Origin of the sequence: Lelliottia nimipressuralis (assembly GCF_004402045.1) — a bacterium.
Lineage (GTDB): Bacteria > Pseudomonadota > Gammaproteobacteria > Enterobacterales > Enterobacteriaceae > Enterobacter > Enterobacter chinensis.
Genome location: NZ_SOMG01000003.1, coordinates 83,122 through 108,898 on the forward strand (window position 1 = coordinate 83,122; position 25,777 = coordinate 108,898).

Genomic DNA, 25,777 nt, shown 5'->3' on the forward strand with positions numbered 1-25,777 from the left:
CTTCATTACACTACGCCTGCGCGCAGCAGATCATGCATATGTACCACACCCAGCAACTGGTCGCCATCGGCAACCATAACGGAGGTGATATGACGGGACTGCATCAGGTTCAGCACATCCACTGCCAATGTTCCCGGACGCACGCGGATACCGCCGGGCGTCATCACATCGGCAATGCCCAGCGTGCGGACATCGACACCCATGTCGAACACGCGGCGCAGGTCGCCATCGGTGAAGATCCCCTGAATTTTCATCAGATCGTCGCACACGACCGTCATACCCAGATTTTTACGGGTGATTTCCAGCAGTGCATCGCGCAGGGAGGCCTCTTTACTGACGTGAGGGATTTCATCCCCGGTGTGCATAATATCGTTAACCCGAAGCAGCAGCTTGCGCCCCAGCGCGCCGCCCGGGTGGGAAAGCGCGAAATCTTCCGGCGTAAAACCGCGGGCTTCCAGCAGCGCCACGGCGAGCGCATCGCCCATGACCAGCGCAGCGGTGGTGCTGGAGGTCGGCGCCAGGCCCAGCGGGCAGGCCTCTTTGGGAACTTTAACGCACAGGTGAATATCAGCCGCACGCGCCATGCTACTTTCCGGACGGCTGGTTATGCAAATAAGCGGCACCTGCAGCCGCTTCAGTACCGGGATCAGCGCCAGAATTTCATTGGACTCACCGGAGTTGGACAGCGCGATGACGATATCCTGCGGCGTGACCATTCCCAGGTCCCCGTGCGCGGCTTCCCCCGGGTGTACAAAGAAGGACGAGGTTCCGGTGCTGGCAAACGTCGCCGCCATTTTGCGTCCAATGTGGCCGGACTTACCCATCCCCATCACCACGACTTTGCCGGCACAGTAGAATATCTTCTCACATGCCAGACTAAAATCCTGATTAATGTACTGATCTAACTGCGCCAGACCTTCACGTTCAATCTCCAGAACGTCTTTGCCTGCTTTCTGAAAGTCAAAACCCGGCTGCAATTCTATTTGCGACATAATGCGTTTCCGTTTACCCAGAGAGAAGAGGCGAGAGCCAGTACAGCATCGCCATCCATACGATAAATCCACCCGTCAACAGCGCGCCTGCGCCTTTGCCAATCTGTCGTTGCCGCCGCCAGCAGAGCAGGGCAAATATCACGCTGACCAGCAGCATCACGCCGTAATCACGTGAGAACGCCAGGGGATTAAAGGGCCCTGGCGTAATCAGGGCCGGCAGGCCCATCACAATGGCGATATTAAAAATATTGGAGCCGATGATATTACCAATGGCAATGTCATCCTCACCTTTCCGTGCCCCCGCAATGGCCGTGGCCAGCTCCGGCAGGCTGGTGCCGATGGCAATAACCGTCAGGCCAATGGTCAGTTCACTGATGGCGAAATAGTTCGCCAGCACCGTCGCGTTATCCACGACCATGCGCGTTGCCATCGGCATGATGATCAGCGCAACGCCAAGCCAGAGCAGGGCAACAGGCAGCGTACCTTCGCGCGGGAGCTCGGCGACCTGCTCGCGCGTGAGGCTATCCAGACCCTGCTTCTCAGCCAGACGGGCGATTTTAACACTATACAGTAACCAAATAACGGCCAGCGCCAGCAGGAATATGCCGTCACTGAAGCTCAGTATTCCATCATAAAATACGCACCCTGCCAGCAGGCTTACGACTAACATTAGCGGCAATTCACGGCGCAGAACATCAGAATGCACGCGAAATGGATGGAGCAGTGCCGCCAGGCCTAAAATCAATAATATATTGACGATGTTCGAGCCAATCGCGGTGCCTACTGCCAGGTCTAACTGGCCGTGCAGCGATGCCGAGACAGAGACGATGATTTCAGGGAGTGATGTTCCAACACTGACAACGGTCATCCCGATGACGACAGGCGGTACGCCAGTCAGGCGACACAGGATAGATGCAGCAAACACTAAACGGTCAGCACTGTAGACCACCAAAAGTAAACCAATTATTAACAGTGCTGTTGCTAAAAGCATCAAAAGTCCTTTCTTCAGGTATACTCGTCGGTCCATCGCGCGGGAATGGCTGGACTGTATACAGTCTGAGGCGTAACGAATTCCTAATTTTGACTTTATGCGCCGGAAAAGTAAAACAAATGCCAGCTTTCGCTAACCTCTCCAGCCAATATTCTGTAAAAATGTGGGGTTTAGGGCTGATTTAAGCTTCAGGCTTCGCATGAAGCAGGGCAAGAAAGGAACCGTAAATGAGCCAAACGCTGGCGAATATAGTCGATGTCCGTGGGGTGAGTTTTTCTCGCGCCAACAGGTTGATATTTGATGATATTTCGTTGACCGTGCCGCGTGGCAAGATCACTGCCATCATGGGGCCGTCCGGGATCGGTAAAACGACCCTGCTGCGCCTTATTGGTGGGCAGATCCCACCCGATAGCGGTGAAATCCTCTTTGATGGCGAAAACATCCCGGAGATGTCACGCTCGCGCCTGTATACTGTTCGCAAACGTATGAGCATGCTCTTTCAGTCAGGGGCCTTGTTCACGGATATGAACGTTTTTGATAACGTGGCCTATCCGCTGCGCGAACATACCAGCCTGCCGCCCGCGTTGCTGAAAAGCACGGTGATGATGAAACTTGAGGCCGTTGGTTTGCGGGGGGCTGCAAAACTGATGCCTTCGGAACTCTCCGGTGGTATGGCGCGCCGTGCTGCGCTCGCACGAGCCATTGCATTAGAACCCGATTTAATCATGTTCGACGAACCGTTCGTTGGACAGGATCCCATCACAATGGGCGTGCTGGTGAAGCTCATCTCTGAACTGAACAGCGCGCTTGGCGTAACCTGCATTGTGGTTTCTCACGATGTACCGGAAGTGTTGAGCATTGCCGATTACGCCTATATCGTGGCGGACAAAAAGATCGTCGCACACGGTAGCGCCCAGGCGTTGCAGGAAAATTGCGATCCGCGCGTGCGGCAGTTCCTCGACGGTATTGCAGATGGCCCTGTGCCGTTCCGCTACCCGGCGGGCGACTATCGTGACGATTTACTGGGAATAGGGAGTTAAGCCACTCATGCTGTTAAATGCGTTGGCCGCTCTCGGACACCGTGGCATAAAAACCATCAGGACGTTCGGGCGTGCCGGATTGATGTTATTCAACGCGCTGTTCGGCAAGCCGGAATTCCGTAAGCACGCCCCTCTGCTGGTGCGGCAGCTTTATAATGTCGGCGTGCTGTCGATGCTCATCATCATTGTTTCCGGTTTGTTTATCGGTATGGTGCTTGGGCTGCAGGGCTACCTTGTTCTGACAACCTACAGCGCGGAAACCAGCCTCGGAATGCTGGTGGCGCTCTCGCTGCTGCGTGAACTGGGGCCGGTTGTGGCGGCGCTGTTGTTCGCCGGGCGCGCGGGGTCGGCATTAACGGCTGAAATTGGCCTGATGCGTGCGACCGAACAGCTCTCTAGCATGGAGATGATGGCGGTCGATCCGCTGCGTCGCGTGATCTCACCGCGTTTCTGGGCTGGCGTGATCTCTTTACCGCTACTGACTATTCTGTTTGTCGCCGTGGGCATCTGGGGCGGCTCGCTGGTTGGCGTCCACTGGAAAGGCATTGATGCCGGTTTCTTCTGGTCCGCCATGCAGGACGCCATTGACCTGCGAATGGATCTGGTTAACTGTCTGATTAAAAGCGTGGTATTTGCCATTACGGTCACCTGGATTGCATTGTTCAATGGTTATGATGCCATCCCGACGTCGGCAGGCATTAGCCGTGCAACTACACGTACAGTCGTACATTCGTCGCTGGCCGTACTGGGTCTGGATTTTGTGCTCACCGCACTGATGTTTGGGAATTGAGTTCATGCAAACGAAAAAAAATGAAATTTGGGTCGGCATATTCCTGCTACTGGCGCTGCTGGCCGCGCTGTTTATCTGCCTGAGAGCGGCGGATATCACGTCTGTGCGCACAGAGCCTACTTATCGCATCTATGCCACCTTCGATAATATTGGCGGGCTGAAGGCTCGTTCACCGGTGCGTATTGGCGGCGTGGTGATCGGACGCGTATCTGACATTACGCTTGATGAGAAAACCTACCTGCCACGCGTCGCGATGGATATCGAAGAGCGTTATAACCATATTCCGGACACCAGTTCCCTTTCGATCCGGACTTCAGGCCTGCTGGGCGAACAATATCTGGCACTTAATGTCGGTTTTGAAGACCCTGAGCTGGGAACGACTATCCTTAAAGACGGTAGCGTCATCCAGGATACGAAGTCCGCGATGGTGCTGGAGGATATGATTGGTCAGTTCCTTTACAGCAGTAAAGGGGATGAGAAAAAATCCGATGCTGCCCCTGCGCAGAGCGAAGATCATACCAATGTCGCACCGACACCAGGCACGACGAATTAATTTCAGGAGAAGTCATTCATGTTTAAACGACTGTTAATGGTTGCCATGCTGGTCATTGCCCCTCTCACCGCTGTGCATGCTGCGGATCAGAGTAACCCGTACAAACTGATGGACGAAGCGGCGAAGAAGACTTTCGACCGTCTTAAAGACGAACAACCTAAGATTCGTGCTAATCCTGATTACCTGCGTGACGTCGTTGACCAGGAATTGCTGCCGTATGTACAGATCAAATACGCGGGGGCGCTGGTTCTGGGGCGTTATTACAAAGATGCTACCCCTGCGCAGCGTGATGCCTACTTTGCCGCGTTTCGTGAATACCTGAAACAGGCTTATGGTCAGGCGCTGGCGATGTACCACGGTCAGACCTATCAGATTGCGCCTGAGCAGCCGCTGGGCGATGCGACCATCGTGCCTATCCGCGTGACAATCAACGATCCTAACGGCCGCCCGCCGGTTCGCCTGGACTTCCAGTGGCGTAAAAACAGCCAGACCGGTCACTGGCAGGCGTATGACATGATTGCCGAAGGGGTAAGCATGATCACCACCAAACAGAACGAGTGGAGCGACCTGCTGCGGACCAAAGGCATTGATGGCCTGACCGCACAGCTGCAGTCTATCTCTCGTCAGAAAATTAGCCTGGACGAGAAGAAGTAATGTCACAGCAACTCAGCTGGTCGCGTGAAGGCGAGACATTAAAGCTGTCCGGTGAGCTGGATCAGGATCTGCTGAACCCCTTGTGGGACAAACGCCATGAAGCCATGCAGGGCGTGACGCTTATCGACTTAAGCGACGTCACGCGGGTAGATACGGCAGGTGTTGCGCTGCTTGCCCATCTGATTGCCGAGGGTAAAAAGCAGGGGTTGAGCGTTATGCTTAACGGCGCGAGCGATAACGTGGTTACTCTTGCGCAGCTCTACAATCTCCCTCAGGACGTACTGCCTCGTTAATATTTTCAGTGCGTTACTTCCTAAAGCCCTGACAGTTTCATCGTCGGGGCTTTTTGCTTGTTTAAGACGACGCCACTTTGCTCTAAGATGTTGGGCTTGTTTTCACTATCAGATGATTAAGAACCCATGGAAAATCATGAAATCCAGACAGTGCTGATGAATGCACTCTCCCTTCAGGAAGCCCACGTCACTGGCGATGGCAGTCACTTCCAGGTTATTGCTGTGGGTGATATGTTCGACGGCATGAGCCGTGTGAAGAAGCAGCAGGCTGTGTACGCGCCGCTGATGGAATATATTGCGGATAACCGCATCCACGCCCTGTCGATTAAAGCGTTCACCCCGCAAGAGTGGGCACGCGATCGCAAACTAAACGGTTTTTGAGCTGAGGGCGACAGGCCCGCAGCACGGTTGAATTTATAAGAGAGCACACAATGGATAAATTTCGTGTACAGGGGCCAACGCGTCTCCAGGGCGAAGTCACAATTTCTGGCGCGAAAAACGCCGCGCTGCCAATCCTTTTTGCTGCGCTGCTCGCGGAAGAGCCGGTAGAAATTCAGAACGTACCGAAGCTGAAAGATATCGACACCACCATGAAGTTGCTCACCCAGTTGGGCACTAAAGTTGAGCGTAACGGTTCCGTCTGGATCGACGCCAGCAAGGTGAACAACTTCTCTGCCCCTTACGATCTGGTGAAAACCATGCGTGCTTCCATCTGGGCGCTTGGTCCGCTGGTGGCGCGTTTTGGCCAGGGGCAGGTTTCACTGCCGGGTGGTTGCGCTATCGGCGCGCGTCCGGTTGACCTGCATATCTTTGGTCTGGAAAAACTGGGCGCAGAGATCAAGCTGGAAGAAGGTTACGTCAAAGCGTCCGTCAATGGCCGTCTGAAAGGCGCGCACATTGTCATGGACAAAGTGAGCGTGGGCGCAACGGTCACCATTATGTCTGCGGCGACGCTGGCAGAAGGTACCACTATCATCGAGAACGCCGCGCGTGAACCGGAAATTGTGGATACTGCAAACTTCCTCGTGGCGCTGGGTGCGAAGATCTCCGGTCAGGGTACCGACCGTATCACCATCGAAGGCGTTGAGCGTCTGGGCGGTGGTGTGTATCGCGTTCTGCCAGACCGCATCGAAACAGGGACCTTCCTGGTGGCTGCGGCGATCTCTGGCGGTAAAATTGTCTGCCGTAACGCACAGCCAGATACTCTGGATGCGGTGCTGGCGAAACTGCGCGATGCGGGTGCGGATATCGAAATCGGTGAAGACTGGATTAGCCTCGATATGCATGGTCAGCGTCCAAAAGCGGTCAATGTGCGTACCGCGCCGCATCCGGCGTTCCCGACCGACATGCAGGCGCAGTTCACCCTGTTGAACCTGGTCGCTGAAGGTACCGGCTTCATCACTGAAACCATTTTCGAGAACCGCTTTATGCACGTACCGGAGCTGATCCGTATGGGTGCACATGCAGAGATCGAGAGTAATACCGTGATTTGCCACGGCGTTGAGAAACTGTCAGGTGCTCAGGTGATGGCAACCGATCTGCGTGCGTCAGCAAGCCTGGTGCTGGCGGGTTGTATTGCGGAAGGGACAACGATTGTGGATCGTATTTATCACATCGATCGTGGTTACGAACGTATCGAAGATAAACTGCGCGCGCTGGGTGCGAATATCGAGCGTGTGAAGGGCGAGTAATCGTTCCGGCAGCCCCCTGCCAGAAATGACCGGGGGGTTGCTGTTCCTGTCAAAAACGCATTATTCCTGCGATTCTTTCTTTGCCTTTCTCTGGCGAATCATACGCGATCTGTCGATAAACTCATGGGTAAGGGGATCGTGGTAGCGCGAAGGCCAAATCACCCACGGATGTGTATCCAGCGCTGTCGCGATAATTAACTCTCCCTTGGGCCAGGGTCGGGTGAGGGCATTTGCGAGGGTTGAAGAACTCAGGCCATTGCGGCGGGATTCTGCAGCCAGTGAAGTGCCTCTTTTGCGCAGTGCCGCAATGATATCTGCCGTATGCCAGTCGATAAATTTCGTATCCATAAAGCTGTCCTTAAGTTCGGATTCACCTACGCCGTTTCTTCTGAAACGACGGGCTTACTATACCCATTTCAAACTCTTGTTCTAAAAAGTTCGCGTTACTTGAAAGGATATTCAGAATAAGGCACGGCTTTATTCATGCGGTCTCTAAACCGATAAATTTACATGACTACGTAATTTACTGGGGTGTACTGGAATCTCCCCGCGATGGTGCGGGGAGATACAAGGGGATTACCTGTCGCGCTGAACGGCGATGTGAGCCAGAGCAATTAGCGCATCGCGCCATGGGCTGTCTGGAATAACCTGCAGTGCAGTGATGGCTTTGTCTGCTTCTTCTTCCGCACGTTGGCGCGTCCACTCCAGCGATCCGCAGATGGCCATGGTTTCCAGTACGGGTTCCAGAAGATGGCGGCCATTTCCCTGCTCAATCGCTTCACGGATCATTTTCGCCTGGTCGGCTGTTCCGTTGCGCATAGCGTGAAGCAGCGGCAGGGTCGGTTTGCCTTCGTTCAGGTCATCACCCACGTTTTTGCCGAGCGTCTCACCGTCCGCACTGTAGTCCAGTAAATCATCAATTAACTGGAATGCCGTACCCAGATAACGACCATAGTCCTGCAGCCCTTTTTCCTGTGCCTCAGTACAGTCAGCCAGAATGCCGGAACACTGGGCGGCCGCTTCAAACAGGCGCGCTGTTTTACTGTAGATCACACGCATGTAGTTTTCTTCGGTGATGTCAGGGTCGTTGACGTTCATCAGTTGCAGCACTTCGCCTTCCGCAATGACGTTAACGGCTTCGGACATCACTTCCAGCACTTTCAGAGAACCCAGACTGGTCATCATCTGGAAGGCGCGGGTATAAATAAAATCCCCCACCAGTACGCTGGCTGCGTTCCCGAAAGCGGCGTTTGCCGTGGCTTTGCCACGACGCATATCCGATTCATCCACAACGTCATCATGCAGAAGCGTCGCCGTGTGAATAAATTCGATGAGCGCTGCGATCGTGATGTGGGCATTTCCCTGATAGCCAACGGCTCTGGCAGCCAGAATGGCGATCATCGGACGAATGCGTTTACCGCCGCCGCTGACAATGTAATAGCCCAACTGATTGATCAGCTGAACGTCAGAGTTGAGTTGCTCCAGGATTGCTGCATTCACACCCGCCATATCTTGCGCGGTTAACTCGTTGATTTTTTCTAAATTCATCGCAAAAGCCGGGCTTTTTATCCTGTTGATCCCATCTACAATGGGGTAACGAAGGGTTTCGGTTTATCAATAGTAGTGCTGATTGTACTGAAAAAACGGCTCAGATAAACGTTACCGTACGTGTTGTGTTTTTTTTCTTCATGTATTGACGGTAGCACTTGTCAAAGGCTCGCGTTTTGCGTAATATTCGCGCCCTATTGTGAATATTTATAGCGCACTCTGAATCATACGAGGACGTGCGCGGAAGCGGAGTTTATATGTACGCGGTTTTCCAAAGTGGTGGTAAACAACACCGAGTAAGCGAAGGTCAGACCGTTCGCCTGGAAAAGCTGGACATCGCAACTGGCGAATCTGTTGAGTTCGCAGAAGTTCTGATGATCGCAAACGGTGAAGAAGTCAAAATCGGCGTTCCTTTCGTTGATGGCGGCGTTATCAAAGCTGAAGTTGTTGCACACGGTCGTGGCGAGAAAGTTAAAATCGTTAAGTTTCGTCGTCGTAAACACTACCGTAAGCAGCAGGGCCACCGTCAGTGGTTCACTGATGTGAAAATTACTGGCATCAGCGCCTAAGACCTGAGGAGAGATTTAAATGGCACATAAAAAGGCTGGCGGCTCCACACGTAACGGTCGCGATTCAGAAGCTAAACGCCTGGGCGTTAAGCGTTTCGGTGGCGAATCCGTTCTGGCGGGTAGCATCATCGTTCGTCAACGTGGTACCAAATTCCACGCTGGCAACAACGTAGGTTGCGGTCGTGACCACACTCTGTTTGCTAAAGCAGACGGTAAAGTGAAATTTGAAGTTAAAGGCCCGAACAACCGTAAATACATCAGCATCGTTGCTGAGTAAGGTTTTCTCGGTCCGGTAACGGATTAAAGCCCCGCAACCTGTTGCGGGGCTTTTTACATTGGAAACCCGGTAATTTTTTCTGTAGGGAAAACGGGCATGAAGCAGCAGGCCGGCATTGGTATTCTTTTGGCGCTCACAACCGCAATGTGCTGGGGTGCGCTGCCAATTGCAATGAAGCAGGTACTGGAAGTGATGGAGCCGCCCACGGTGGTCTTTTATCGCTTTCTGATGGCAAGCATCGGCCTCGGGGCCATTCTGGCTATCAAAGGTAAGCTTCCACCTTTGCGACTCTTCCGCAAACCGCGCTGGCTGGTGTTGCTGGCTATTGCGACGGGCGGTCTGTTTGGTAACTTCATTCTGTTTAGCTCTTCCCTGCAATATCTTAGCCCTACGGCGTCACAGGTGATTGGTCAGCTTTCACCCGTGGGCATGATGGTCGCCAGCGTCTTTATCCTTAAGGAGAAGATGCGCGGTACGCAGATTATCGGGGCGAGCATGCTGCTATGCGGTCTGGTGATGTTCTTCAACACCAGTCTGATGGAGATTTTTACCCGACTGACGGATTACACGTGGGGTGTGATCTTCGGTGTAGGGGCAGCAACGGTCTGGGTGAGTTATGGTGTCGCACAAAAGGTGTTATTGCGTCGTCTTGCCTCACAGCAGATCCTCTTTTTGCTGTACACTTTGTGTACAATAGCATTGCTGCCATTAGCAAAGCCGGGTGTGATCGCCCAGCTTAGCGACTGGCAACTGGCGTGCCTCATTTTTTGTGGGCTGAACACGCTGGTCGGTTATGGCGCGCTGGCCGAAGCGATGGCGCGCTGGCAGGCAGCACAGGTAAGCGCGTTAATTACGCTTACCCCGCTGTTTACGCTGTTATTTTCAGATTTGTTATCAATGGCCTGGCCCGATGTCTTCGTCAGACCGATGCTCAACCTGTTGGGCTATCTCGGTGCGTTTGTCGTGGTTGCGGGCGCGATGTATTCCGCCATTGGTCATCGTCTTTGGGGACGTTGGCGCAAAAATGAAGCGGTTGTAGTAGTCCCCCGCTCAGGCGAATGAGTTACGGAGAGTAAAATGAAGTTTGTTGATGAAGCTACGATCCTGGTCGTGGCTGGTGATGGCGGCAATGGTTGCGTGAGCTTCCGCCGTGAAAAGTATATCCCACGTGGCGGTCCTGATGGCGGCGACGGCGGGGATGGTGGTGACGTGTGGCTGGAGGCGGATGAGAACCTCAACACGCTGATCGACTACCGTTTCGAGAAATCCTTCCGCGCTGAACGTGGCCAGAACGGCCAGAGCCGTGACTGTACCGGGAAACGCGGAAAAGACGTCACCATTAAGGTTCCGGTCGGCACGCGTGTGATTGACCAGGGGACTGGTGAAACCATGGGTGACATGACCAAACATGGTCAGCGCCTGATGGTTGCTAAAGGTGGCTGGCACGGTCTGGGTAACAGCCGTTTCAAATCTTCCGTTAACCGTACGCCGCGTCAGAAAACGATGGGTACACCGGGCGATAAGCGCGACCTGCAGCTGGAGCTGATGCTTCTGGCAGACGTGGGCATGCTGGGTATGCCAAACGCCGGTAAGTCGACGTTTATTCGTGCCGTCTCTGCTGCGAAACCAAAAGTGGCGGACTATCCGTTTACCACGCTGGTACCAAGCCTCGGTGTTGTCCGTATGGATAACGAGAAGAGCTTTGTGGTTGCCGATATTCCGGGTCTGATTGAAGGCGCTGCGGAAGGGGCTGGTCTGGGTATTCGCTTCCTGAAACACCTTGAGCGTTGCCGTGTACTGTTGCATCTCATCGATATCGATCCTATCGATGGTTCCGATCCGGTTGAAAACGCCAGAATCATCATCGGTGAGCTGGAAAAATACAGCGAAAAACTGGCGAATAAACCACGCTGGCTGGTCTTCAACAAGATCGACCTGATGGACAAAGCCGAAGCGGAAGCAAAAGCCAAAGCGATTGCAGAAGCGATGGGTTGGGAAGAAAAATACTACCTGATCTCTGCGGCAAGCCAGGTTGGCGTGAAAGATCTGTGCTGGGATGTGATGACCTTCATCATCGAGAACCCAATTGTCCAGGCGGAAGAAGCCAAACAGCCTGAAAAAGTCGAATTCATGTGGGATGACTACCACCGCCAGCAGCTCGGAGAGCTGGAAGCGGAAGAAGATGATGAAGACTGGGACGATGACTGGGATGAAGACGACGAAGAAGGCGTCGAGTTCATTTACAAGCACTAATATCTGTCCAAAGCCCCCATTATGGGGGCTTTTTTTATTCCAGCGTTGATGGTAACCAGCAGCTGGCGATCAATCCGCCTTCAGCGCCATTTTCAAGTGTCAGCTTGCCGTGGTGGAGCTGCACGATGCGCTGCACGATACTCAGGCCCAGACCACTGCCACCGTAGCGCTGGTCAAGCCGACGGAATGGCTCAGTAATAGACTGTCGGTGAGCTTCATCAATACCGGGACCCTGATCGATAACGCTGACCTGAGTACCCCCTTCGATTTCGTTTAATGTCACTTCAATCGTTGTCCCTGACGGGCTGTATCGTCCGGCATTCTCCAGCAGGTTGCGCAGCATCAGACGCAGAAGCACTGCGTCTCCCTGAACCGTGAGCGCACTCCTGGCGGGCCATATCACCGTATGTTCTTTGGCTTCATGCTCAAGGCCAAGCGGCGTAATGATATTGTCCGTCCAGTTAACGGTTTCATAGTGGCCGCTGGCCATTGCTTGTCCGGCACGGGCCAGCATCAGCAGTTGTTCAACGGTATGCATAAGCTGATCGATACGGCTGATTAACGTCGCGGCCTGTGGCGCACCAGACTGCGCCATGAGTTCCAGATGGAGCCGGATCCCGGCAAGGGGCGTTCGCAGTTCGTGTGCAGCGTCTGCGGTGAAAAGACGTTCCTGCTGAATGGTATTGTCCAGCCTGGCGAGTAACTGATTCATGGAAGTGGTAACCGCGCCAATTTCTTCCATATCGGAATACATAGGAAGCGGGGTTAAGTTATCCGCCGAACGGTTAGCCAGGCTGGCGCGTAGTTTATTGAGGGGCCGGATTATCCAGGTGACTGCCCAGAATGAAAACAACAGCGTGAAACCGACCATCACCAGAGAAGGAACCAGAAGAGAGGCAATCGCTTCGCGGATCTCTTTCTCTACGTGGCTATTGCGGGCTTTGGCAGACAACGTTTCACTGACCAGAAAACCAATCTGTTCACGGCTTTCATGCCACAGCCAGATCACGCTTATCAACTGGAAAAATAACAGAATAACCGCCAGCAGAACCATCAAGCGCCGACGCATGCTGTTCATTTCTGGCTCTCCAGACGATAGCCAACGCCACGGACGGTTTTGATCCTGTCTTTGCCGAGCTTACGACGCAGGTTGTGAATGTGGACTTCAAGGGTATTTGAGCCCGGATCGTCCTGCCAGGAGTAGATATCCTGCTGGAGAGTTTCTCTGTGCACCGTTTGCCCGCTGCGCATGATCAGACGCGTTAGCAGGGCGAACTCTTTTGGCGTCACCTCAACCGGTTGGGCCTGGCGCAATACCTGCTGGGTTTGCAGATTCAGCGTAATATCGCCGTCGGTCAGTAAGTTATCACTATGACCCTGATAACGACGAATCAACGCTCGCACCCGAGCCTGCAGCTCTGCAAGTGCAAAAGGCTTCACCAGGTAATCATCTGCACCGGCATCGAGGCCGGTGATACGATCTTCAATGGCATCGCGTGCCGTCAGAATCAACACCGGGTTGGCGATACCGCGGCGTCGCCACTGGCTCAGGAGCGTGGCGCCGTCTTTATCAGGCAAGCCCAAATCGAGGATCACCAGGCTGTATTCGCCGCTCTGAATCAGGGCATCCGCTTCCGCCGCCGTGCTGGCGCAGTCGAGGGCATACCCTTCATTAGCCAGACCCAGTGCCAGCCCTTCCTGCAATAACAGATCGTCTTCAACTATGAGTAGTTTCATCGCTAGTTATTCTGATAAATGTCCTTATAGAGCCTGCTTTCGAAGCGAACAAGCGGAATACGACGATTGCGCTGGTCGGTCGGTTCGACGGCATAGCCGGAAAGATACTGCACGAATGCCATGCGTTGTCCGCTGGCGGTAGTGATGAAGCCTGCAAGGTTGTAAACCCCCTGCAGTGAACCGGTTTTGGCGGATACTTTGCCATCCACACCGGCAGCGTGAAGCCCGGCGCGGTACTGCAACGAACCGTCATGGCCGGCCAGTGGCAGCATTGAAATAAAGTTTAGCTCAGTGTCATGCTGTGCAATGTACTGAAGCACTTGCATCATTGTGGCCGGAGAGATCAAATTATGACGCGATAATCCGGAGCCATCGACGGCAATGGTATTACCCAGATCGATCCCTGCCTGCTGGCGCAGGATCTGACGAACCGCGTCTGAGCCCGCGCGCCAGGTTCCCGGCACGCCGAAACGCGCGTGACCAATCATGCGGAACACGGTGTCGGCAATCATGTTGTCCGACTTTTTCAGCATAATTCGCAGCAGATCGTACAGCGGCGGAGACTGTTTGCTGGCGATGACCGTGCCGGGCTGGTTAACCTGCGTCTGACGGAGCAGCGTGCCGGAGTAAGTTATTCCCGCTTGTTTCAGCTCATCTTTCAGAATGGCACCCGCGTAGCTGGCACCGTCCTGTATCGCAAAGGCCAGCGGCAGCGGATCGGCACGCTGCGTCAGGCAGCCGGTGAGCGTGAAGCGGTTAAGATCGCCTGGCACCACATCCAGTTCGCAATACTGTGCGTCTGGGGAGCCCTTGGCCAGCGTGCGGACCTGGCTAAACATCGTGACCGGGTAGTAAGAGGCCACGCGGATAAACGCTAAATCATCTGGCTTTGGCGCGCTGTAAAGCGAAACAGAGAAGCAGTTACGGTCAACAATCGCGGCGGCTGGCGGGGCGCTAAAGCATTGCGTCATATCGTTCCACGGCCAGCCTGGGGCTTTATCGTGGCTGGCGAAAATGGACGTGTCTATCAGCACATTGCCATCAATCTTCTGCACGCCAGTTTTTTTCAGCACCGCAACCATATTGCGGATATCCTGGCGTTTAAAGGTCGGGTCACCGCCGAAGCGGGCGATAAGATCGCCTTTCAGTTCGCCACCCTCGACGTTACCTTTCGTCTCGAGTGTGGTGGTAAACCGGAAGTCAGGCCCGAGCTGGAGCAGGGCGGCGAGGGCAGTGATCACCTTTTGGGTACTGGCAGGCAGCGCCATCTGTTGACTGTGATAGTCAATCTCGGGAGCCTGTGCGCCAACCTTCTGCACCATCAGGGCCAGGTTCGCGCCTGCGGGGAGCTGATTAATGTACTCATCAACATTCGCGGCCTGGGCGGTGAACGTTATACTGGTAGTCAATCCGATGATAAATCTGGAAAATCGCATAATCTCGCGCTAACAACCCGAAAACAAACCGTCATACTACGGTGCATAGCACTGCAAAGTAAACGATGACCCATAGTGAACTTCGCGGTAAAATGCATATCAAATTGAAAATTGCTGCTGACCTGGGGCGTTGCTCCCGGGTCGGTTTTCTTTTTGCTTCTGGCCTGCTCATGAGGGCCGGGGCAGGGAACACTGCTCCCAACAGGAATGTTTAAGAGGTATAACAAATGCAAGCTATTCCGATGACCTTACGTGGTGCCGAAAAACTGCGCGAAGAGCTGGATTTCCTGAAATCCGTTCGTCGCCCTGAAATCATCGCCGCTATCGCGGATGCGCGTGAGCATGGCGACCTGAAAGAGAACGCTGAATACCACGCCGCGCGTGAGCAGCAGGGCTTCTGTGAAGGGCGTATTAAAGATATCGAAGCAAAACTGTCCAACGCGCAGGTTATTGATATCACTAAGATGCCTAATAATGGCCGCGTGATTTTCGGTTCAACCGTTACCGTGCTGAACCTGGACAGCGACGAAGAGCAGACATATCGCATCGTGGGTGATGATGAAGCAGACTTCAAACAGAACCTGATTTCGGTGAACTCGCCGATTGCTCGTGGCCTGATTGGCAAAGAGCAGGACGATGTTGTCACCATCCGCACCCCTGGTGGTGAAGTGGAATACGAAATTATCAAGGTCGAATACCTGTAATTCGCCTCTCTGCTAAGATGTTGATACATTGTAAAGAAAAGAAAAAGGCCGCATAGCGGCCTTTTAACAACTCAAGGAGCATGGCATTTTGCTCACCTGCTGACAGAAATCCCTCGTTTAACACAGAAAATGTGTTTGATTCAGGATATCCTTAGCGTGGCAGCGAGATTTTGCGCTCTTTAGATGGGCGATAGAGCACCAGCGTTTTACCGATGACCTGTACATTACAGGCACCGGTTTCGCGCACGATGGCTTCCACGATCAGGTTTTTAGTGTCTCTGTCTTCAGAGGCGATTTTCACCTTGATCAGCTCGTGGTGTTCCAGCGCTTGTTCAATCTCGGCAAGCACCCCTTCGGTCAAACCATTGTTGCCAAGCATAACTACAGGCTTGAGCGGATGTGCCAGACCTTTAAGGTGCTGTTTTTGTTTAGTACTCAGATTCATCGTATATTTTTGCTTACGTTGGGATTGAAAACGGTTCATTCTACCGCCATCTCCCTAATATCGCCAAACAGCAGCGTAGAAATTTACGCCAAAGGTAAGTAACGATGAACCCGGACGGAAATGTTAAATGACAGGTAAAAAGCGTTCTGCCAGTTCCAGCCGCTGGCTTCAGGAACACTTTAGCGATAAATATGTTCTTCAGGCGCAGAAAAAGGGGTTACGTTCCCGCGCCTGGTTTAAACTTGATGAAATACAGCAAAGTGACAAACTTTTTAAGCCGGGGATGACGGTTGTCGACCTCGGTGCAGCACCTGGCGGATGGTCCCAGTATGCGGTAACGCAGATCGGTGGAGCGGGCCGAATCATCGCATGCGATCTTTTACCAATGGATCCCATCGTCGGTGTCGACTTCCTTCAGGGCGACTTTCGTGATGAATTAGTACTGAAAGCGTTACTTGAACGTGTGGGTGACAGTAAGGTTCAGGTTGTCATGTCTGATATGGCACCAAATATGTGCGGAACACCGGCGGTGGATATCCCCCGCGGCATGTATCTGGTGGAGCTAGCGTTAGAAATGTGTCGTGATGTACTAGCGCCTGGTGGTAGTTTTGTTGTGAAGGTGTTTCAGGGCGAAGGTTTCGAGGAGTACCTTAAGGAAATTCGCTCCCTGTTTGCGAAGGTCAAAGTTCGTAAGCCGGACTCTTCCCGGGCCCGTTCCCGTGAAGTGTATATTGTAGCGACCGGGCGAAAATGATAACCGGTGGATTTCAGGCGAAAGTTTGAATGAAACTGGATATAGAGTATCCTGACGCTGTTTTTAACACAGTTGTAATATGAGGTTAATCCCTTGAGTGACATGGCGAAAAACCTAATACTCTGGCTGGTCATTGCCGTTGTGCTGATGTCAGTATTCCAGAGCTTTGGGCCCAGCGAGTCGAATGGCCGCAAGGTGGATTATTCTACCTTCCTGCAGGAGGTCAATCAGGACCAGGTTCGCGAAGCGCGTATCAACGGACGTGAGATCAACGTTACCAAGAAAGATAGTAACCGTTACACGACTTACATCCCGGTGAACGATCCTAAGCTGCTTGATAACCTTCTGACTAAAAACGTCAAGGTGGTAGGTGAGCCGCCAGAAGAACCAAGCCTGCTGGCTTCTATCTTCATTTCCTGGTTCCCAATGCTGCTTCTTATCGGCGTCTGGATCTTCTTTATGCGCCAGATGCAGGGCGGCGGTGGCAAAGGTGCCATGTCGTTCGGTAAGAGCAAGGCGCGTATGCTGACGGAAGACCAGATCAAGACCACGTTCGCCGACGTCGCCGGGTGTGACGAAGCGAAAGAAGAGGTTGCTGAACTGGTTGAATACCTGCGCGAGCCGAGCCGTTTCCAGAAACTGGGCGGTAAGATCCCGAAAGGCGTGCTGATGGTTGGCCCTCCGGGTACTGGTAAAACCTTGCTGGCGAAAGCTATCGCGGGTGAAGCGAAGGTGCCGTTCTTTACTATTTCAGGTTCTGACTTCGTAGAAATGTTCGTGGGTGTCGGTGCATCTCGTGTGCGTGACATGTTCGAGCAGGCCAAGAAGGCAGCACCGTGCATTATCTTCATCGATGAAATCGACGCCGTTGGCCGCCAGCGTGGCGCAGGTCTGGGTGGTGGTCACGATGAACGCGAGCAGACGCTGAACCAGATGCTGGTTGAGATGGACGGCTTCGAAGGTAACGAAGGTATCATCGTTATCGCAGCAACTAACCGTCCAGACGTACTTGACCCCGCTCTGCTGCGTCCAGGCCGTTTCGACCGTCAGGTTGTGGTCGGTCTGCCGGATGTTCGCGGTCGTGAGCAGATTCTGAAAGTCCATATGCGTCGCGTACCGCTGGCGCCAGATATCGACGCGGCAATCATTGCGCGTGGTACCCCGGGCTTCTCCGGTGCGGACCTGGCTAACCTGGTCAACGAAGCAGCACTGTTTGCCGCTCGCGGTAACAAACGCGTCGTGTCGATGGTGGAGTTCGAGAAAGCGAAAGACAAGATCATGATGGGTGCGGAACGCCGCTCCATGGTGATGACGGAAGCGCAGAAAGAGTCCACGGCATACCACGAAGCGGGTCACGCGATTATCGGTCGTCTGGTACCGGAACACGATCCGGTGCATAAGGTGACGATTATTCCGCGCGGACGTGCGTTGGGTGTCACTTTCTTCCTGCCTGAGGGCGACGCGATCAGCGCCAGCCGTCAGAAACTGGAAAGTCAGATTTCTACCCTCTACGGTGGTCGTCTGGCAGAAGAGATTATCTACGGTGTTGAACATGTTTCTACCGGTGCGTCCAACGACATTAAAGTTGCGACAAACCTGGCGCGTAACATGGTGACGCAGTGGGGCTTCTCCGACAAACTCGGTCCGCTGCTGTACGCAGAGGAAGAGGGCGAAGTATTCCTGGGCCGTTCTGTGGCGAAAGCGAAACATATGTCCGATGAGACGGCACGTATCATCGATCAGGAAGTAAAATCTCTGGTTGAGCGTAACTATGCACGTGCTCGCCAGATCCTGAATGACAATATGGACATCCTGCATTCGATGAAAGATGCACTCATGAAATATGAGACCATCGATGCACCGCAGATTGACGACCTGATGGCGCGTCGCGAAGTGCGTCCGCCAGCAGGCTGGGAAGACCCAGGCGCTTCCAATAATTCTGACAACAATGGCACCCCGCGTGCGCCGCGTCCGGTTGATGAACCGCGTACGCCAAACCCGGGCAATACCATGTCAGAACAGTTGGGCGATAAGTAAGTCACTGCTGTTGAAGCATTTGTCCGTACCTCAAACCCTGGAGCTTGCTCCGGGGTTTTTCATTTCTGTTTAACCATATAGATACCAGGGATTTCGCCATGAAATTATTCGCCCAGGACTCGCATCTCGATCTTTCACATCCTCATGTGATGGGGATCCTGAATGTTACCCCTGACTCCTTCTCTGACGGCGGCACGCATAACACGCTTATTGAGGCGGTTAAGCACGCAAACTTAATGATTAATGCGGGTGCCACCATCATTGACGTTGGCGGCGAATCGACGCGTCCGGGGGCGGCTGACGTGTCTGTGGAAGAAGAACTGGCGCGCGTGGTACCGGTGGTTGAAGCGATTGCACAACGTTTCGAAGTATGGATCTCCGTCGACACTTCCAAACCTGAGGTGATTCGTGAAGTGGCGAGAGTAGGTGCTCATATTATCAATGATATTCGTTCACTCACCGAGCCGGGCGCGATTGAAGCAGCAGCGGAAACCGGGCTGCCAGTTTGTCTGATGCATATGCAGGGCCAGCCGAAAACCATGCAGGAAGCGCCTAAGTATGACGATGTCTATGCCGACGTGAATCGCTTCTTTATTGAGCATATTGCGCGCTGTGAACGTGCAGGTATCCCAAAAGAGAAATTGCTGCTCGACCCGGGGTTCGGTTTCGGTAAAAATCTCTCACACAATTATGCGCTGCTTGCGCGCTTATCGGAATTTCATCACTTTGGCCTGCCGTTACTGGTGGGGATGTCGAGAAAGTCGATGATTGGTCAGTTACTGAATGTTGGGCCAGGTGAACGGCTGAGTGGTAGTCTGGCCTGCGCGGTGATTGCGGCAATGCAAGGCGCACACATTATTCGTGTCCATGACGTCAAAGAAACAGTAGAAGCCATGCGGGTGGTGGAAGCCACACTGGCAGCGAAGGAAAACAAACGCTATGAGTAATCGTAAATATTTTGGTACCGATGGTATCCGTGGGCGTGTAGGCGATGCTCCCATCACCCCTGATTTTGTCCTGAAGCTCGGCTGGGCTGCTGGCAAGGTACTGGCGCGTCATGGTTCCCGTAAGATCATTATCGGTAAAGATACCCGTATTTCGGGCTATATGCTGGAATCTGCGCTGGAAGCCGGTCTCGCGGCGGCTGGACTGTCTGCTTCCTTTACAGGCCCAATGCCAACGCCTGCGGTTGCATATCTGACCCGTACCTTCCGTGCGGAAGCGGGGATTGTCATCTCGGCTTCCCACAACCCGTTCTATGATAACGGCATCAAGTTCTTCTCTATCGATGGTACCAAGCTGCCGGATGAAGTGGAGGAAGCAATTGAAGCCGAAATGGAAAAAGAGATCACCTGTGTTGATTCCGCAGAGCTGGGTAAAGCGAACCGTATTGTCGATGCGGCGGGTCGTTATATCGAATTCTGTAAAGGCACCTTCCCAAATGAGCTGAGCCTGGCGCACCTTAAAATTGTGGTGGACTGTGCAAATGGCGCGACCTATCACATCGCCCCGAATGTTTTCCGCGAACTGGGCGCGAAAGTGATCACCATCGGCTGCGAGCCGGATGGTCTGAACATTAACGAGCAGGTCGGTGCAACTGACGTTCGTGCCCTGCAGGCGCGCGTTCTGGCTGAAAAAGCCGATCTGGGCATTGCGCTGGACGGCGACGGTGACCGCGTGATCATGGTCGACCACGAAGGTAATAAAGTCGACGGTGATCAGATCCTTTATATCATCGCGCGTGAGGGCCTGCGTCAGGGTCAGCTGCGCGGCGGCGCCGTCGGTACCCTGATGAGTAACATGGGCCTGGAGCTGGCGCTGAAACAGCTCGGTATTCCGTTTGTCCGCGCGAAAGTGGGTGACCGCTATGTGCTGGAAAAACTGCAGGAGAAGGGCTGGCGTATTGGTGCAGAAAACTCGGGCCACGTGATCCTGCTCGACAAAACCACCACCGGAGATGGCATCGTGGCCGCGCTGCAGGTGGTTGCCGCAATGGCACGCAACCATATGAGCCTGCACGACCTCTGCAGCGGGATGAAAATGTTCCCTCAGCTCCTGGTGAACGTGCGCTTCACTGCGGGCAAAGGCGATCCGCTGGAAAATGAGAACGTGAAAGCAGTAATGGCTGACGTTGAAGCGGCCCTGGGTAATCGTGGACGCGTGCTGCTGCGTAAGTCCGGTACCGAACCGCTGATCCGCGTCATGGTCGAAGGTGAAGACGAAGCGCAGGTCACTGAGTTCGCACACCGCATTGCGGATGCTGTAAAAGCTGCATAATCTTGCACGCTAAATGTTTAAAAAGGCGGCTTTTGTCGCCTTTGTTTTAAGCAATTAATGGCTTTTTGCTGTTTTTTTCCGCAGTTGATACAATGCGTCAAAAATGCCCTTGCGAAGGCCATTCGCTTTGGTTAGTATTCACACCCGCTTCAGTGGGAAACAAAAATCCTGCTAATTGGTCGAAGCATTGGTATGCGGCAAATCCGCAAGGAACAGGTTGATTATGTACGAAGCTCTTTTAGTTATTTTCCTTATTGTAGCCATCGCTCTCGTAGCGCTGATTATGCTGCAGCAAGGTAAAGGCGCTGATATGGGAGCCTCCTTCGGAGCAGGCGCTTCCGGTACGCTGTTTGGTTCAAGTGGTTCTGCGAACTTCATGACCCGCACAACGGCGATTCTGGCTACGCTGTTCTTCATCATCAGTCTGGTGCTTGGCAATATCAACAGCAACAAGACCAGCAAAGGAAGCGAGTGGGAAAATCTGAGCGCGCCAGCTAAAACTGAGCAGACTCAGCCAGCTGCGCCGGCTAAGCCGACCAGCGATATCCCGCACTAAGTATTCTGTACCGAGGTGGTGGAATTGGTAGACACGCTACCTTGAGGTGGTAGTGCCCTAACGGGCTTGTGGGTTCGAGTCCCATCCTCGGTACCAATATTCCAGAAGAAAGACGTCGAAAGACGTCTTTTTTTTCGTCTGTAGTTTGTGATTTTGTAGGGCGGGTAAGCGTAGCGCCACCCGCCGTTTCGCCCGGTGGCGCGATGCTTGCCGGGCCTACGAAAACCCGACAACAAAAAAGGCGCCTTCAGGCGCCTTTTGCATTTCGGTACAGTGATTACTTCTTAACGCTGTGTTCCAGGTTTTCAACCTGCGGCAGGCCGTTACCAGAGTTTGCGGAGAGCAGGCCATTCTCAACATAGTTGAACAGCTTCTCACGGGTATCGGTGATATCCAGGTTACGCATGGTCAGCTGACCAATACGATCGTCCGGCGAGAACACGGATTCACCTTTCTCCATGGTCAGACGCTCTGCTTTATAGGTCAGGTTGTCAGACACGGTATTCAGGATGGAGTAGTCGTTACCGCGACGCAGTTCCAGGGTGACTTCACCGGTGATCGCACTTGCGACCCAACGCTGCAACGCATCACGCAGCATCAGCGCCTGTGGATCGAACCAGCGGCCCTGATACAGCAGTTTACCCAACTGACGGCCATGAGAGTGATATTGCTCGATGGTGTCTTCGTTGTGAATACCAGTCAGCAGACGCTCGTAAGCGATGTGCAGCAGTGCCATTCCCGGAGCTTCATAGATGCCGCGGCTTTTCGCTTCGATGATACGGTTTTCAATCTGATCGCTCATGCCCAGACCGTGACGACCACCAATACGGTTAGCTTCCAGCATCAGCTCAACATCATCAGAGAATGTTTTACCGTTCAGTGCAACCGGATGGCCGCGCTCGAAACGAACGGTCACTTCTTCGGCCTGGATTTTGACATTCTCGTCCCAGAACTTCACGCCCATGATCGGGTTAACGATCTTCACGCTGGAGTTCAGGAACTCCAGGTCTTTTGCTTCGTGCGTCGCACCCAGCATGTTGGAGTCGGTGGAGTACGCTTTCTCTACGGACATCTTATAGTCAAAACCACAGGCGATCATGAACTCGGACATCTCATGACGACCACCCAGCTCGTCGATGAAGTCAGTATCCAGCCACGGTTTGTAGATCTGCAATTCGGCGTTGGTCAGCAGGCCATAACGATAGAAGCGTTCGATATCGTTACCTTTATAGGTACTACCGTCACCCCAGATGTTCACGCCGTCTTCTTTCATGGCGGCAACCAGCATGGTGCCGGTGACTGCACGGCCCAGCGGAGTGGTGTTGAAATAGGTCAGGCCGCCGGTGGTGTTATGGAAAGCACCACACTGAATAGCCGCGATACCTTCAGCGACCAGTTGCTTACGGCAGTCAATCAGGCGCGCGTTCTCTGCACCGTACTCTTTAGCGCGACGAGGAATAGCATCATAGTCGTCCTCGTCCGGCTGACCCAGGTTCGCAGTATATGCATACGGAACCGCTCCCTTCTGGCGCATCCACAGCAGTGCAGCGCTGGTATCCAGGCCGCCTGAGAAAGCGATGCCAATACGTTGTCCTACCGGAAGATGCTTGAGAATCGTCGTCATAGAATAAAACCCTGCTTGATTGACTGATTAGAGACCGCTTTCGCTCTCTTGTGCATTTTTATGCAAAATAAGTGAGTATTCATTTAATCATCTTTTGGCGAAGACCGGAAGAGACTCGTGCGTTTTTTGTAAAAATTTTGGTCTGATTGATCTGGCGGAAGTCGCCTTGACAGGTGGGGTCAACTATCAATATACTAAACGCCGATTTTACGTCCCGTCTTCGGTACCAAATCCCAGCATTATTTGCAAATTCTGTCCAAAACGCGTAGAATTTGCCACGTTTCAGGCGCGGGGTGGAGCAGCCTGGTAGCTCGTCGGGCTCATAACCCGAAGGTCGTCGGTTCAAATCCGGCCCCCGCAACCACTTTCCCATAAAGTTCTTTTTCAAATATACTGTGAAGACTTAGAGCCTTCGTAGCTGGATTTGAAAAAATTCTTTCGGAGAGTGCTCCAGGCCACAGTTGTGGCTATAGGGTTCAGTTATCTAAAGCCCCGATTTATCGGGGTTTTTTGTTATCTGACTACAGAATAACTGGGCTTTACGCCCTTTTTTTATGTCTTGGGGGTGGGCTTGTCCACATTAGAGCAAAAATTAACAGAGATGATTACTGCACCGGTCGAAGCACTGGGCTACGAACTGGTCGGCATCGAATTCGTTCGCGGCCGTACATCGACGCTGCGCATCTATATTGATAGTGAAGATGGCATCAATGTTGATGATTGTGCTGATGTTAGCCACCAGGTGAGTGCGGTTCTTGATGTTGAAGATCCGATTACCGTTGCGTACAACCTGGAAGTTTCCTCACCTGGCCTCGATCGCCCGATGTTCACGGCCGAGCACTATGTGCGCTTTACCGGTGAAGAAGTGGCTCTCGTTCTGCGTATGGCCGTACAGAACCGCCGTAAATGGCAGGGAATTATCAAAGCCGTTGATGGTGAAATGATCACGGTGACAGTCGACGGCAAAGATGAAGTGTTCGCGCTGAGTAATATCCAGAAGGCGAACCTGGTTCCCCACTTTTAACAGTCTGGATTGAGGTGAAAAGCCCGCGATGAACAAAGAAATTTTGGCTGTTGTTGAAGCCGTCTCCAACGAGAAATCACTGCCGCGTGAGAAGATTTTCGAAGCGCTGGAAAGTGCACTGGCTACAGCAACCAAGAAAAAATACGAACAAGAGATCGATGTTCGCGTAGAAATCGATCGTAAAAGCGGTGACTTCGATACTTTCCGTCGTTGGGTAATCGTAGAAGAAGTGACCCAGCCGACTAAAGAGATCACGCTGGAAGCGGCACGTTATGAAGACGAAAGTCTGAACGTGGGTGAGTATGTTGAAGACCAGATTGAATCTGTCACCTTCGACCGTATCACCACCCAGACCGCGAAGCAGGTTATCGTGCAGAAAGTGCGCGAAGCTGAGCGCGCGCTGGTTGTCGATCAGTTCCGCGATCAGGAAGGCGAAATCATCACGGGCGTGGTGAAGAAAGTTAACCGCGACAACATCTCTCTGGAGATCAAATCCGAAGGGTTGCCGGGTAACGCTGAAGCCGTGATCCTGCGTGAAGATATGCTGCCGCGTGAAAACTTCCGTCCAGGCGACCGTATCCGCGGTGTTCTGTACGCCGTTCGCCCTGAAGCGCGTGGTGCACAGCTGTTCGTGACCCGTTCTAAACCAGAAATGCTGGTTGAACTGTTCCGTATCGAAGTACCGGAAATCGGCGAAGAAGTTATCGAGATTAAAGCGGCGGCTCGCGATCCGGGCTCCCGTGCGAAAATTGCGGTGAAAACCAACGACAAGCGTATCGACCCGGTCGGTGCTTGCGTCGGTATGCGCGGTGCGCGTGTCCAGGCAGTTTCTACTGAGCTGGGCGGCGAACGTATTGATATCGTTCTGTGGGATGACAACCCGGCGCAGTTCGTGATCAACGCAATGGCTCCAGCTGATGTGGCGTCTATCGTTGTTGACGAAGACAAACACACCATGGATATCGCTGTTGAAGCGGGCAACCTGGCGCAGGCAATCGGCCGTAACGGTCAGAACGTACGCCTGGCGTCGCAGCTGAGCGGCTGGGAACTCAACGTTATGACCGTTGATGACCTGCAGGCTAAGCATCAGGCTGAAGCCCATGCGGCGATCGATACCTTCACTAAATACCTGGATATTGACGAAGATTTCGCCACTGTTCTGGTTGAAGAAGGTTTCTCTACGCTGGAAGAACTGGCCTATGTGCCAATGAAAGAGCTGCTGGAAATTGACGGTCTGGATGAACAGACTGTTGAAGCCCTGCGTGAACGCGCTAAAAACGCACTGACCACCCTGGCACTGGCTCAGGAAGAAAGCCTTGGCGATAAGAAGCCGGCTGATGACCTGCTGAATCTGGAAGGTCTTGATCGTGCGATTGCGTTCAAGCTGGCTGCCCGTGGTGTTTGTACGCTGGAAGATCTCGCTGAGCAAGGCGTTGATGACCTGGCTGATATCGACGGTTTAACCGACGAAAAAGCCGGCGAGCTCATCATGGCCGCACGTAATATTTGCTGGTTCGGCGACGAAGCGTAAT

General features: G+C 53.2%; 28 protein-coding genes and 2 tRNA genes. 21 read left to right on the plus strand and 9 right to left on the minus strand.

Going from position 1 to position 25,777, the window contains the following annotated elements; all coding sequences use genetic code 11:
- Window positions 1–5: 5 nt before the first annotated feature.
- A complete protein-coding gene (gene kdsD / locus E3U32_RS01540) occupies window positions 6–992 on the minus strand; it encodes an arabinose-5-phosphate isomerase KdsD (RefSeq protein ID WP_134347402.1) in 987 nt (328 codons plus the stop codon).
- 13 nt (window positions 993–1,005) lie between these two features.
- Complete coding sequence (locus tag E3U32_RS01545; protein ID WP_134347403.1) at window positions 1,006–1,983, minus strand: calcium/sodium antiporter; 978 nt, start codon at window positions 1,981–1,983, stop codon at window positions 1,006–1,008.
- Between the two features lie 227 nt (window positions 1,984–2,210).
- Here E3U32_RS01545 and mlaF point away from each other — a divergent pair, with 227 nt between their 5' ends.
- From mlaF to murA, 7 genes are all read left to right on the plus strand, one after another.
- Window positions 2,211–3,023: a phospholipid ABC transporter ATP-binding protein MlaF gene (gene mlaF / locus E3U32_RS01550; protein WP_134347404.1), complete on the plus strand. Its 813-nt coding sequence runs from the start codon at window positions 2,211–2,213 to the stop codon at window positions 3,021–3,023.
- A gap of 7 nt (window positions 3,024–3,030) precedes the next feature.
- Window positions 3,031–3,813 carry a lipid asymmetry maintenance ABC transporter permease subunit MlaE gene (mlaE, locus tag E3U32_RS01555; protein ID WP_047347698.1) on the plus strand — a complete coding sequence of 261 codons (783 nt, stop codon included), beginning with the start codon at window positions 3,031–3,033 and terminating at the stop codon, window positions 3,811–3,813.
- 4 nt (window positions 3,814–3,817) lie between these two features.
- Complete coding sequence (gene mlaD / locus E3U32_RS01560; protein ID WP_134347405.1) at window positions 3,818–4,366, plus strand: outer membrane lipid asymmetry maintenance protein MlaD; 549 nt, start codon at window positions 3,818–3,820, stop codon at window positions 4,364–4,366.
- 18 nt (window positions 4,367–4,384) lie between these two features.
- On the plus strand, window positions 4,385–5,020 hold the full coding sequence (gene mlaC, locus E3U32_RS01565; RefSeq protein ID WP_134347406.1) for a phospholipid-binding protein MlaC: 636 nt from the start codon (window positions 4,385–4,387) through the stop codon (window positions 5,018–5,020).
- Window positions 5,020–5,313, plus strand: coding sequence for a lipid asymmetry maintenance protein MlaB (gene mlaB / locus E3U32_RS01570; RefSeq protein ID WP_134347407.1), 294 nt, complete (start codon window positions 5,020–5,022; stop codon window positions 5,311–5,313). The genes mlaC and mlaB overlap by 1 nt, the downstream gene beginning before the upstream one ends.
- A gap of 126 nt (window positions 5,314–5,439) precedes the next feature.
- Complete coding sequence (gene ibaG / locus E3U32_RS01575) at window positions 5,440–5,694, plus strand: BolA family iron metabolism protein IbaG (protein ID WP_134347408.1); 255 nt, start codon at window positions 5,440–5,442, stop codon at window positions 5,692–5,694.
- 50 nt (window positions 5,695–5,744) lie between these two features.
- Window positions 5,745–7,004: a UDP-N-acetylglucosamine 1-carboxyvinyltransferase gene (murA, locus tag E3U32_RS01580; protein WP_023309349.1), complete on the plus strand. Its 1,260-nt coding sequence runs from the start codon at window positions 5,745–5,747 to the stop codon at window positions 7,002–7,004.
- Window positions 7,005–7,064: 60 nt separating this feature from the next.
- On the opposite strand, the gene sfsB is transcribed toward murA, so the two are convergent.
- Both sfsB and ispB read right to left on the minus strand, forming a co-directional pair.
- Window positions 7,065–7,352: a DNA-binding transcriptional regulator SfsB gene (gene sfsB, locus E3U32_RS01585; protein ID WP_134347409.1), complete on the minus strand. Its 288-nt coding sequence runs from the start codon at window positions 7,350–7,352 to the stop codon at window positions 7,065–7,067.
- Window positions 7,353–7,580: 228 nt separating this feature from the next.
- Window positions 7,581–8,552, minus strand: coding sequence for an octaprenyl diphosphate synthase (ispB, locus tag E3U32_RS01590; RefSeq protein ID WP_134347410.1), 972 nt, complete (start codon window positions 8,550–8,552; stop codon window positions 7,581–7,583).
- A 257-nt stretch (window positions 8,553–8,809) separates the two neighbouring features.
- On the opposite strand from ispB, the gene rplU reads away from it, so the two are divergent.
- From rplU to cgtA, 4 genes are all read left to right on the plus strand, one after another.
- Window positions 8,810–9,121, plus strand: a complete 312-nt coding sequence (rplU, locus tag E3U32_RS01595; protein ID WP_003025032.1) for a 50S ribosomal protein L21 — start codon at window positions 8,810–8,812, stop codon at window positions 9,119–9,121.
- Between the two features lie 19 nt (window positions 9,122–9,140).
- Complete coding sequence (gene rpmA, locus E3U32_RS01600; RefSeq protein ID WP_004385076.1) at window positions 9,141–9,398, plus strand: 50S ribosomal protein L27; 258 nt, start codon at window positions 9,141–9,143, stop codon at window positions 9,396–9,398.
- Between the two features lie 96 nt (window positions 9,399–9,494).
- Complete coding sequence (locus E3U32_RS01605; protein ID WP_134347411.1) at window positions 9,495–10,460, plus strand: DMT family transporter; 966 nt, start codon at window positions 9,495–9,497, stop codon at window positions 10,458–10,460.
- Window positions 10,461–10,475: 15 nt separating this feature from the next.
- The gene (cgtA, locus tag E3U32_RS01610) at window positions 10,476–11,651 is read left to right on the plus strand and encodes an Obg family GTPase CgtA (RefSeq protein WP_134347412.1); all 1,176 of its coding nucleotides are present in this window, start codon (window positions 10,476–10,478) and stop codon (window positions 11,649–11,651) included.
- A gap of 34 nt (window positions 11,652–11,685) precedes the next feature.
- On the opposite strand, the gene pmrB is transcribed toward cgtA, so the two are convergent.
- Genes pmrB through dacB form a run of 3 tightly spaced genes read right to left on the minus strand, consistent with a single transcriptional unit; the run spans window position 11,686 to window position 14,824 of the window.
- Window positions 11,686–12,729: a two-component system sensor histidine kinase PmrB gene (gene pmrB / locus E3U32_RS01615; RefSeq protein ID WP_134347413.1), complete on the minus strand. Its 1,044-nt coding sequence runs from the start codon at window positions 12,727–12,729 to the stop codon at window positions 11,686–11,688.
- Window positions 12,726–13,388 (minus strand): two-component system response regulator PmrA, encoded by a 663-nt coding sequence (gene pmrA, locus E3U32_RS01620; protein ID WP_134347414.1) that lies wholly within the window; start codon window positions 13,386–13,388, stop codon window positions 12,726–12,728. The genes pmrB and pmrA overlap by 4 nt, the downstream gene beginning before the upstream one ends.
- 2 nt (window positions 13,389–13,390) lie before the next feature.
- Window positions 13,391–14,824, minus strand: a complete 1,434-nt coding sequence (gene dacB, locus E3U32_RS01625; RefSeq protein ID WP_134347415.1) for a serine-type D-Ala-D-Ala carboxypeptidase — start codon at window positions 14,822–14,824, stop codon at window positions 13,391–13,393.
- A gap of 227 nt (window positions 14,825–15,051) precedes the next feature.
- Between dacB and greA the strand changes: the two genes are divergently transcribed.
- Window positions 15,052–15,528, plus strand: coding sequence for a transcription elongation factor GreA (gene greA / locus E3U32_RS01630; RefSeq protein ID WP_134347416.1), 477 nt, complete (start codon window positions 15,052–15,054; stop codon window positions 15,526–15,528).
- Window positions 15,529–15,679: 151 nt separating this feature from the next.
- Here the strand turns inward: greA and yhbY are convergent, their stop codons facing one another.
- Entirely contained in the window at window positions 15,680–15,973 is a 294-nt protein-coding gene (gene yhbY, locus E3U32_RS01635; RefSeq protein ID WP_003861814.1) for a ribosome assembly RNA-binding protein YhbY, read from the minus strand.
- A gap of 127 nt (window positions 15,974–16,100) precedes the next feature.
- Between yhbY and rlmE the strand changes: the two genes are divergently transcribed.
- The 6 genes from rlmE (at window position 16,101) to E3U32_RS01665 (ending at window position 21,693) form a co-directional block, all read left to right on the plus strand.
- Window positions 16,101–16,727, plus strand: a complete 627-nt coding sequence (gene rlmE / locus E3U32_RS01640; protein ID WP_010436004.1) for a 23S rRNA (uridine(2552)-2'-O)-methyltransferase RlmE — start codon at window positions 16,101–16,103, stop codon at window positions 16,725–16,727.
- A gap of 102 nt (window positions 16,728–16,829) precedes the next feature.
- On the plus strand, window positions 16,830–18,764 hold the full coding sequence (gene ftsH / locus E3U32_RS01645; protein WP_134347417.1) for an ATP-dependent zinc metalloprotease FtsH: 1,935 nt from the start codon (window positions 16,830–16,832) through the stop codon (window positions 18,762–18,764).
- A 98-nt stretch (window positions 18,765–18,862) separates the two neighbouring features.
- Window positions 18,863–19,711 (plus strand): dihydropteroate synthase, encoded by an 849-nt coding sequence (gene folP / locus E3U32_RS01650; RefSeq protein ID WP_134347418.1) that lies wholly within the window; start codon window positions 18,863–18,865, stop codon window positions 19,709–19,711.
- The gene (gene glmM, locus E3U32_RS01655) at window positions 19,704–21,041 is read left to right on the plus strand and encodes a phosphoglucosamine mutase (protein ID WP_134347419.1); all 1,338 of its coding nucleotides are present in this window, start codon (window positions 19,704–19,706) and stop codon (window positions 21,039–21,041) included. The genes folP and glmM overlap by 8 nt, the downstream gene beginning before the upstream one ends.
- A 223-nt stretch (window positions 21,042–21,264) precedes the next feature.
- Window positions 21,265–21,597 carry a preprotein translocase subunit SecG gene (gene secG / locus E3U32_RS01660; protein WP_023333590.1) on the plus strand — a complete coding sequence of 111 codons (333 nt, stop codon included), beginning with the start codon at window positions 21,265–21,267 and terminating at the stop codon, window positions 21,595–21,597.
- A 9-nt stretch (window positions 21,598–21,606) separates the two neighbouring features.
- Window positions 21,607–21,693: transfer RNA gene (locus E3U32_RS01665), tRNA-Leu, on the plus strand.
- Window positions 21,694–21,874: 181 nt separating this feature from the next.
- On the opposite strand, the gene argG is transcribed toward E3U32_RS01665, so the two are convergent.
- A complete protein-coding gene (gene argG, locus E3U32_RS01670; RefSeq protein WP_134347420.1) occupies window positions 21,875–23,221 on the minus strand; it encodes an argininosuccinate synthase in 1,347 nt (448 codons plus the stop codon).
- Window positions 23,222–23,508: 287 nt separating this feature from the next.
- Here argG and E3U32_RS01675 point away from each other — a divergent pair.
- The 3 genes from E3U32_RS01675 (at window position 23,509) to nusA (ending at window position 25,776) form a co-directional block, all read left to right on the plus strand.
- Window positions 23,509–23,585, plus strand: a tRNA-Met gene (locus E3U32_RS01675).
- A gap of 207 nt (window positions 23,586–23,792) precedes the next feature.
- Complete coding sequence (rimP, locus tag E3U32_RS01680; protein ID WP_032639709.1) at window positions 23,793–24,245, plus strand: ribosome maturation factor RimP; 453 nt, start codon at window positions 23,793–23,795, stop codon at window positions 24,243–24,245.
- Between the two features lie 28 nt (window positions 24,246–24,273).
- Window positions 24,274–25,776 carry a transcription termination factor NusA gene (nusA, locus tag E3U32_RS01685; RefSeq protein ID WP_134347421.1) on the plus strand — a complete coding sequence of 501 codons (1,503 nt, stop codon included), beginning with the start codon at window positions 24,274–24,276 and terminating at the stop codon, window positions 25,774–25,776.
- Window position 25,777 lies beyond the last annotated feature (1 nt).

Bases quoted from the DNA above. Each gene is read 5' to 3' on its own strand.
- kdsD (WP_134347402.1), bottom strand. From the start codon at position 992: ATGTCGCAAATAGAATTGCAGCCGGGTTTTGACTTTCAGAAAGCAGGC.
- E3U32_RS01545 (WP_134347403.1), bottom strand. From the start codon at position 1,983: ATGCTTTTAGCAACAGCACTGTTAATAATTGGTTTACTTTTGGTGGTC.
- mlaF (WP_134347404.1), top strand. From the start codon at position 2,211: ATGAGCCAAACGCTGGCGAATATAGTCGATGTCCGTGGGGTGAGTTTT.
- mlaE (WP_047347698.1), top strand. From the start codon at position 3,031: ATGCTGTTAAATGCGTTGGCCGCTCTCGGACACCGTGGCATAAAAACC.
- mlaD (WP_134347405.1), top strand. From the start codon at position 3,818: ATGCAAACGAAAAAAAATGAAATTTGGGTCGGCATATTCCTGCTACTG.
- mlaC (WP_134347406.1), top strand. From the start codon at position 4,385: ATGTTTAAACGACTGTTAATGGTTGCCATGCTGGTCATTGCCCCTCTC.
- mlaB (WP_134347407.1), top strand. From the start codon at position 5,020: ATGTCACAGCAACTCAGCTGGTCGCGTGAAGGCGAGACATTAAAGCTG.
- ibaG (WP_134347408.1), top strand. From the start codon at position 5,440: ATGGAAAATCATGAAATCCAGACAGTGCTGATGAATGCACTCTCCCTT.
- murA (WP_023309349.1), top strand. From the start codon at position 5,745: ATGGATAAATTTCGTGTACAGGGGCCAACGCGTCTCCAGGGCGAAGTC.
- sfsB (WP_134347409.1), bottom strand. From the start codon at position 7,352: ATGGATACGAAATTTATCGACTGGCATACGGCAGATATCATTGCGGCA.
- ispB (WP_134347410.1), bottom strand. From the start codon at position 8,552: ATGAATTTAGAAAAAATCAACGAGTTAACCGCGCAAGATATGGCGGGT.
- rplU (WP_003025032.1), top strand. From the start codon at position 8,810: ATGTACGCGGTTTTCCAAAGTGGTGGTAAACAACACCGAGTAAGCGAA.
- rpmA (WP_004385076.1), top strand. From the start codon at position 9,141: ATGGCACATAAAAAGGCTGGCGGCTCCACACGTAACGGTCGCGATTCA.
- E3U32_RS01605 (WP_134347411.1), top strand. From the start codon at position 9,495: ATGAAGCAGCAGGCCGGCATTGGTATTCTTTTGGCGCTCACAACCGCA.
- cgtA (WP_134347412.1), top strand. From the start codon at position 10,476: ATGAAGTTTGTTGATGAAGCTACGATCCTGGTCGTGGCTGGTGATGGC.
- pmrB (WP_134347413.1), bottom strand. From the start codon at position 12,729: ATGAACAGCATGCGTCGGCGCTTGATGGTTCTGCTGGCGGTTATTCTG.
- pmrA (WP_134347414.1), bottom strand. From the start codon at position 13,388: ATGAAACTACTCATAGTTGAAGACGATCTGTTATTGCAGGAAGGGCTG.
- dacB (WP_134347415.1), bottom strand. From the start codon at position 14,824: ATGCGATTTTCCAGATTTATCATCGGATTGACTACCAGTATAACGTTC.
- greA (WP_134347416.1), top strand. From the start codon at position 15,052: ATGCAAGCTATTCCGATGACCTTACGTGGTGCCGAAAAACTGCGCGAA.
- yhbY (WP_003861814.1), bottom strand. From the start codon at position 15,973: ATGAATCTGAGTACTAAACAAAAACAGCACCTTAAAGGTCTGGCACAT.
- rlmE (WP_010436004.1), top strand. From the start codon at position 16,101: ATGACAGGTAAAAAGCGTTCTGCCAGTTCCAGCCGCTGGCTTCAGGAA.
- ftsH (WP_134347417.1), top strand. From the start codon at position 16,830: ATGGCGAAAAACCTAATACTCTGGCTGGTCATTGCCGTTGTGCTGATG.
- folP (WP_134347418.1), top strand. From the start codon at position 18,863: ATGAAATTATTCGCCCAGGACTCGCATCTCGATCTTTCACATCCTCAT.
- glmM (WP_134347419.1), top strand. From the start codon at position 19,704: ATGAGTAATCGTAAATATTTTGGTACCGATGGTATCCGTGGGCGTGTA.
- secG (WP_023333590.1), top strand. From the start codon at position 21,265: ATGTACGAAGCTCTTTTAGTTATTTTCCTTATTGTAGCCATCGCTCTC.
- argG (WP_134347420.1), bottom strand. From the start codon at position 23,221: ATGACGACGATTCTCAAGCATCTTCCGGTAGGACAACGTATTGGCATC.
- nusA (WP_134347421.1), top strand. From the start codon at position 24,274: ATGAACAAAGAAATTTTGGCTGTTGTTGAAGCCGTCTCCAACGAGAAA.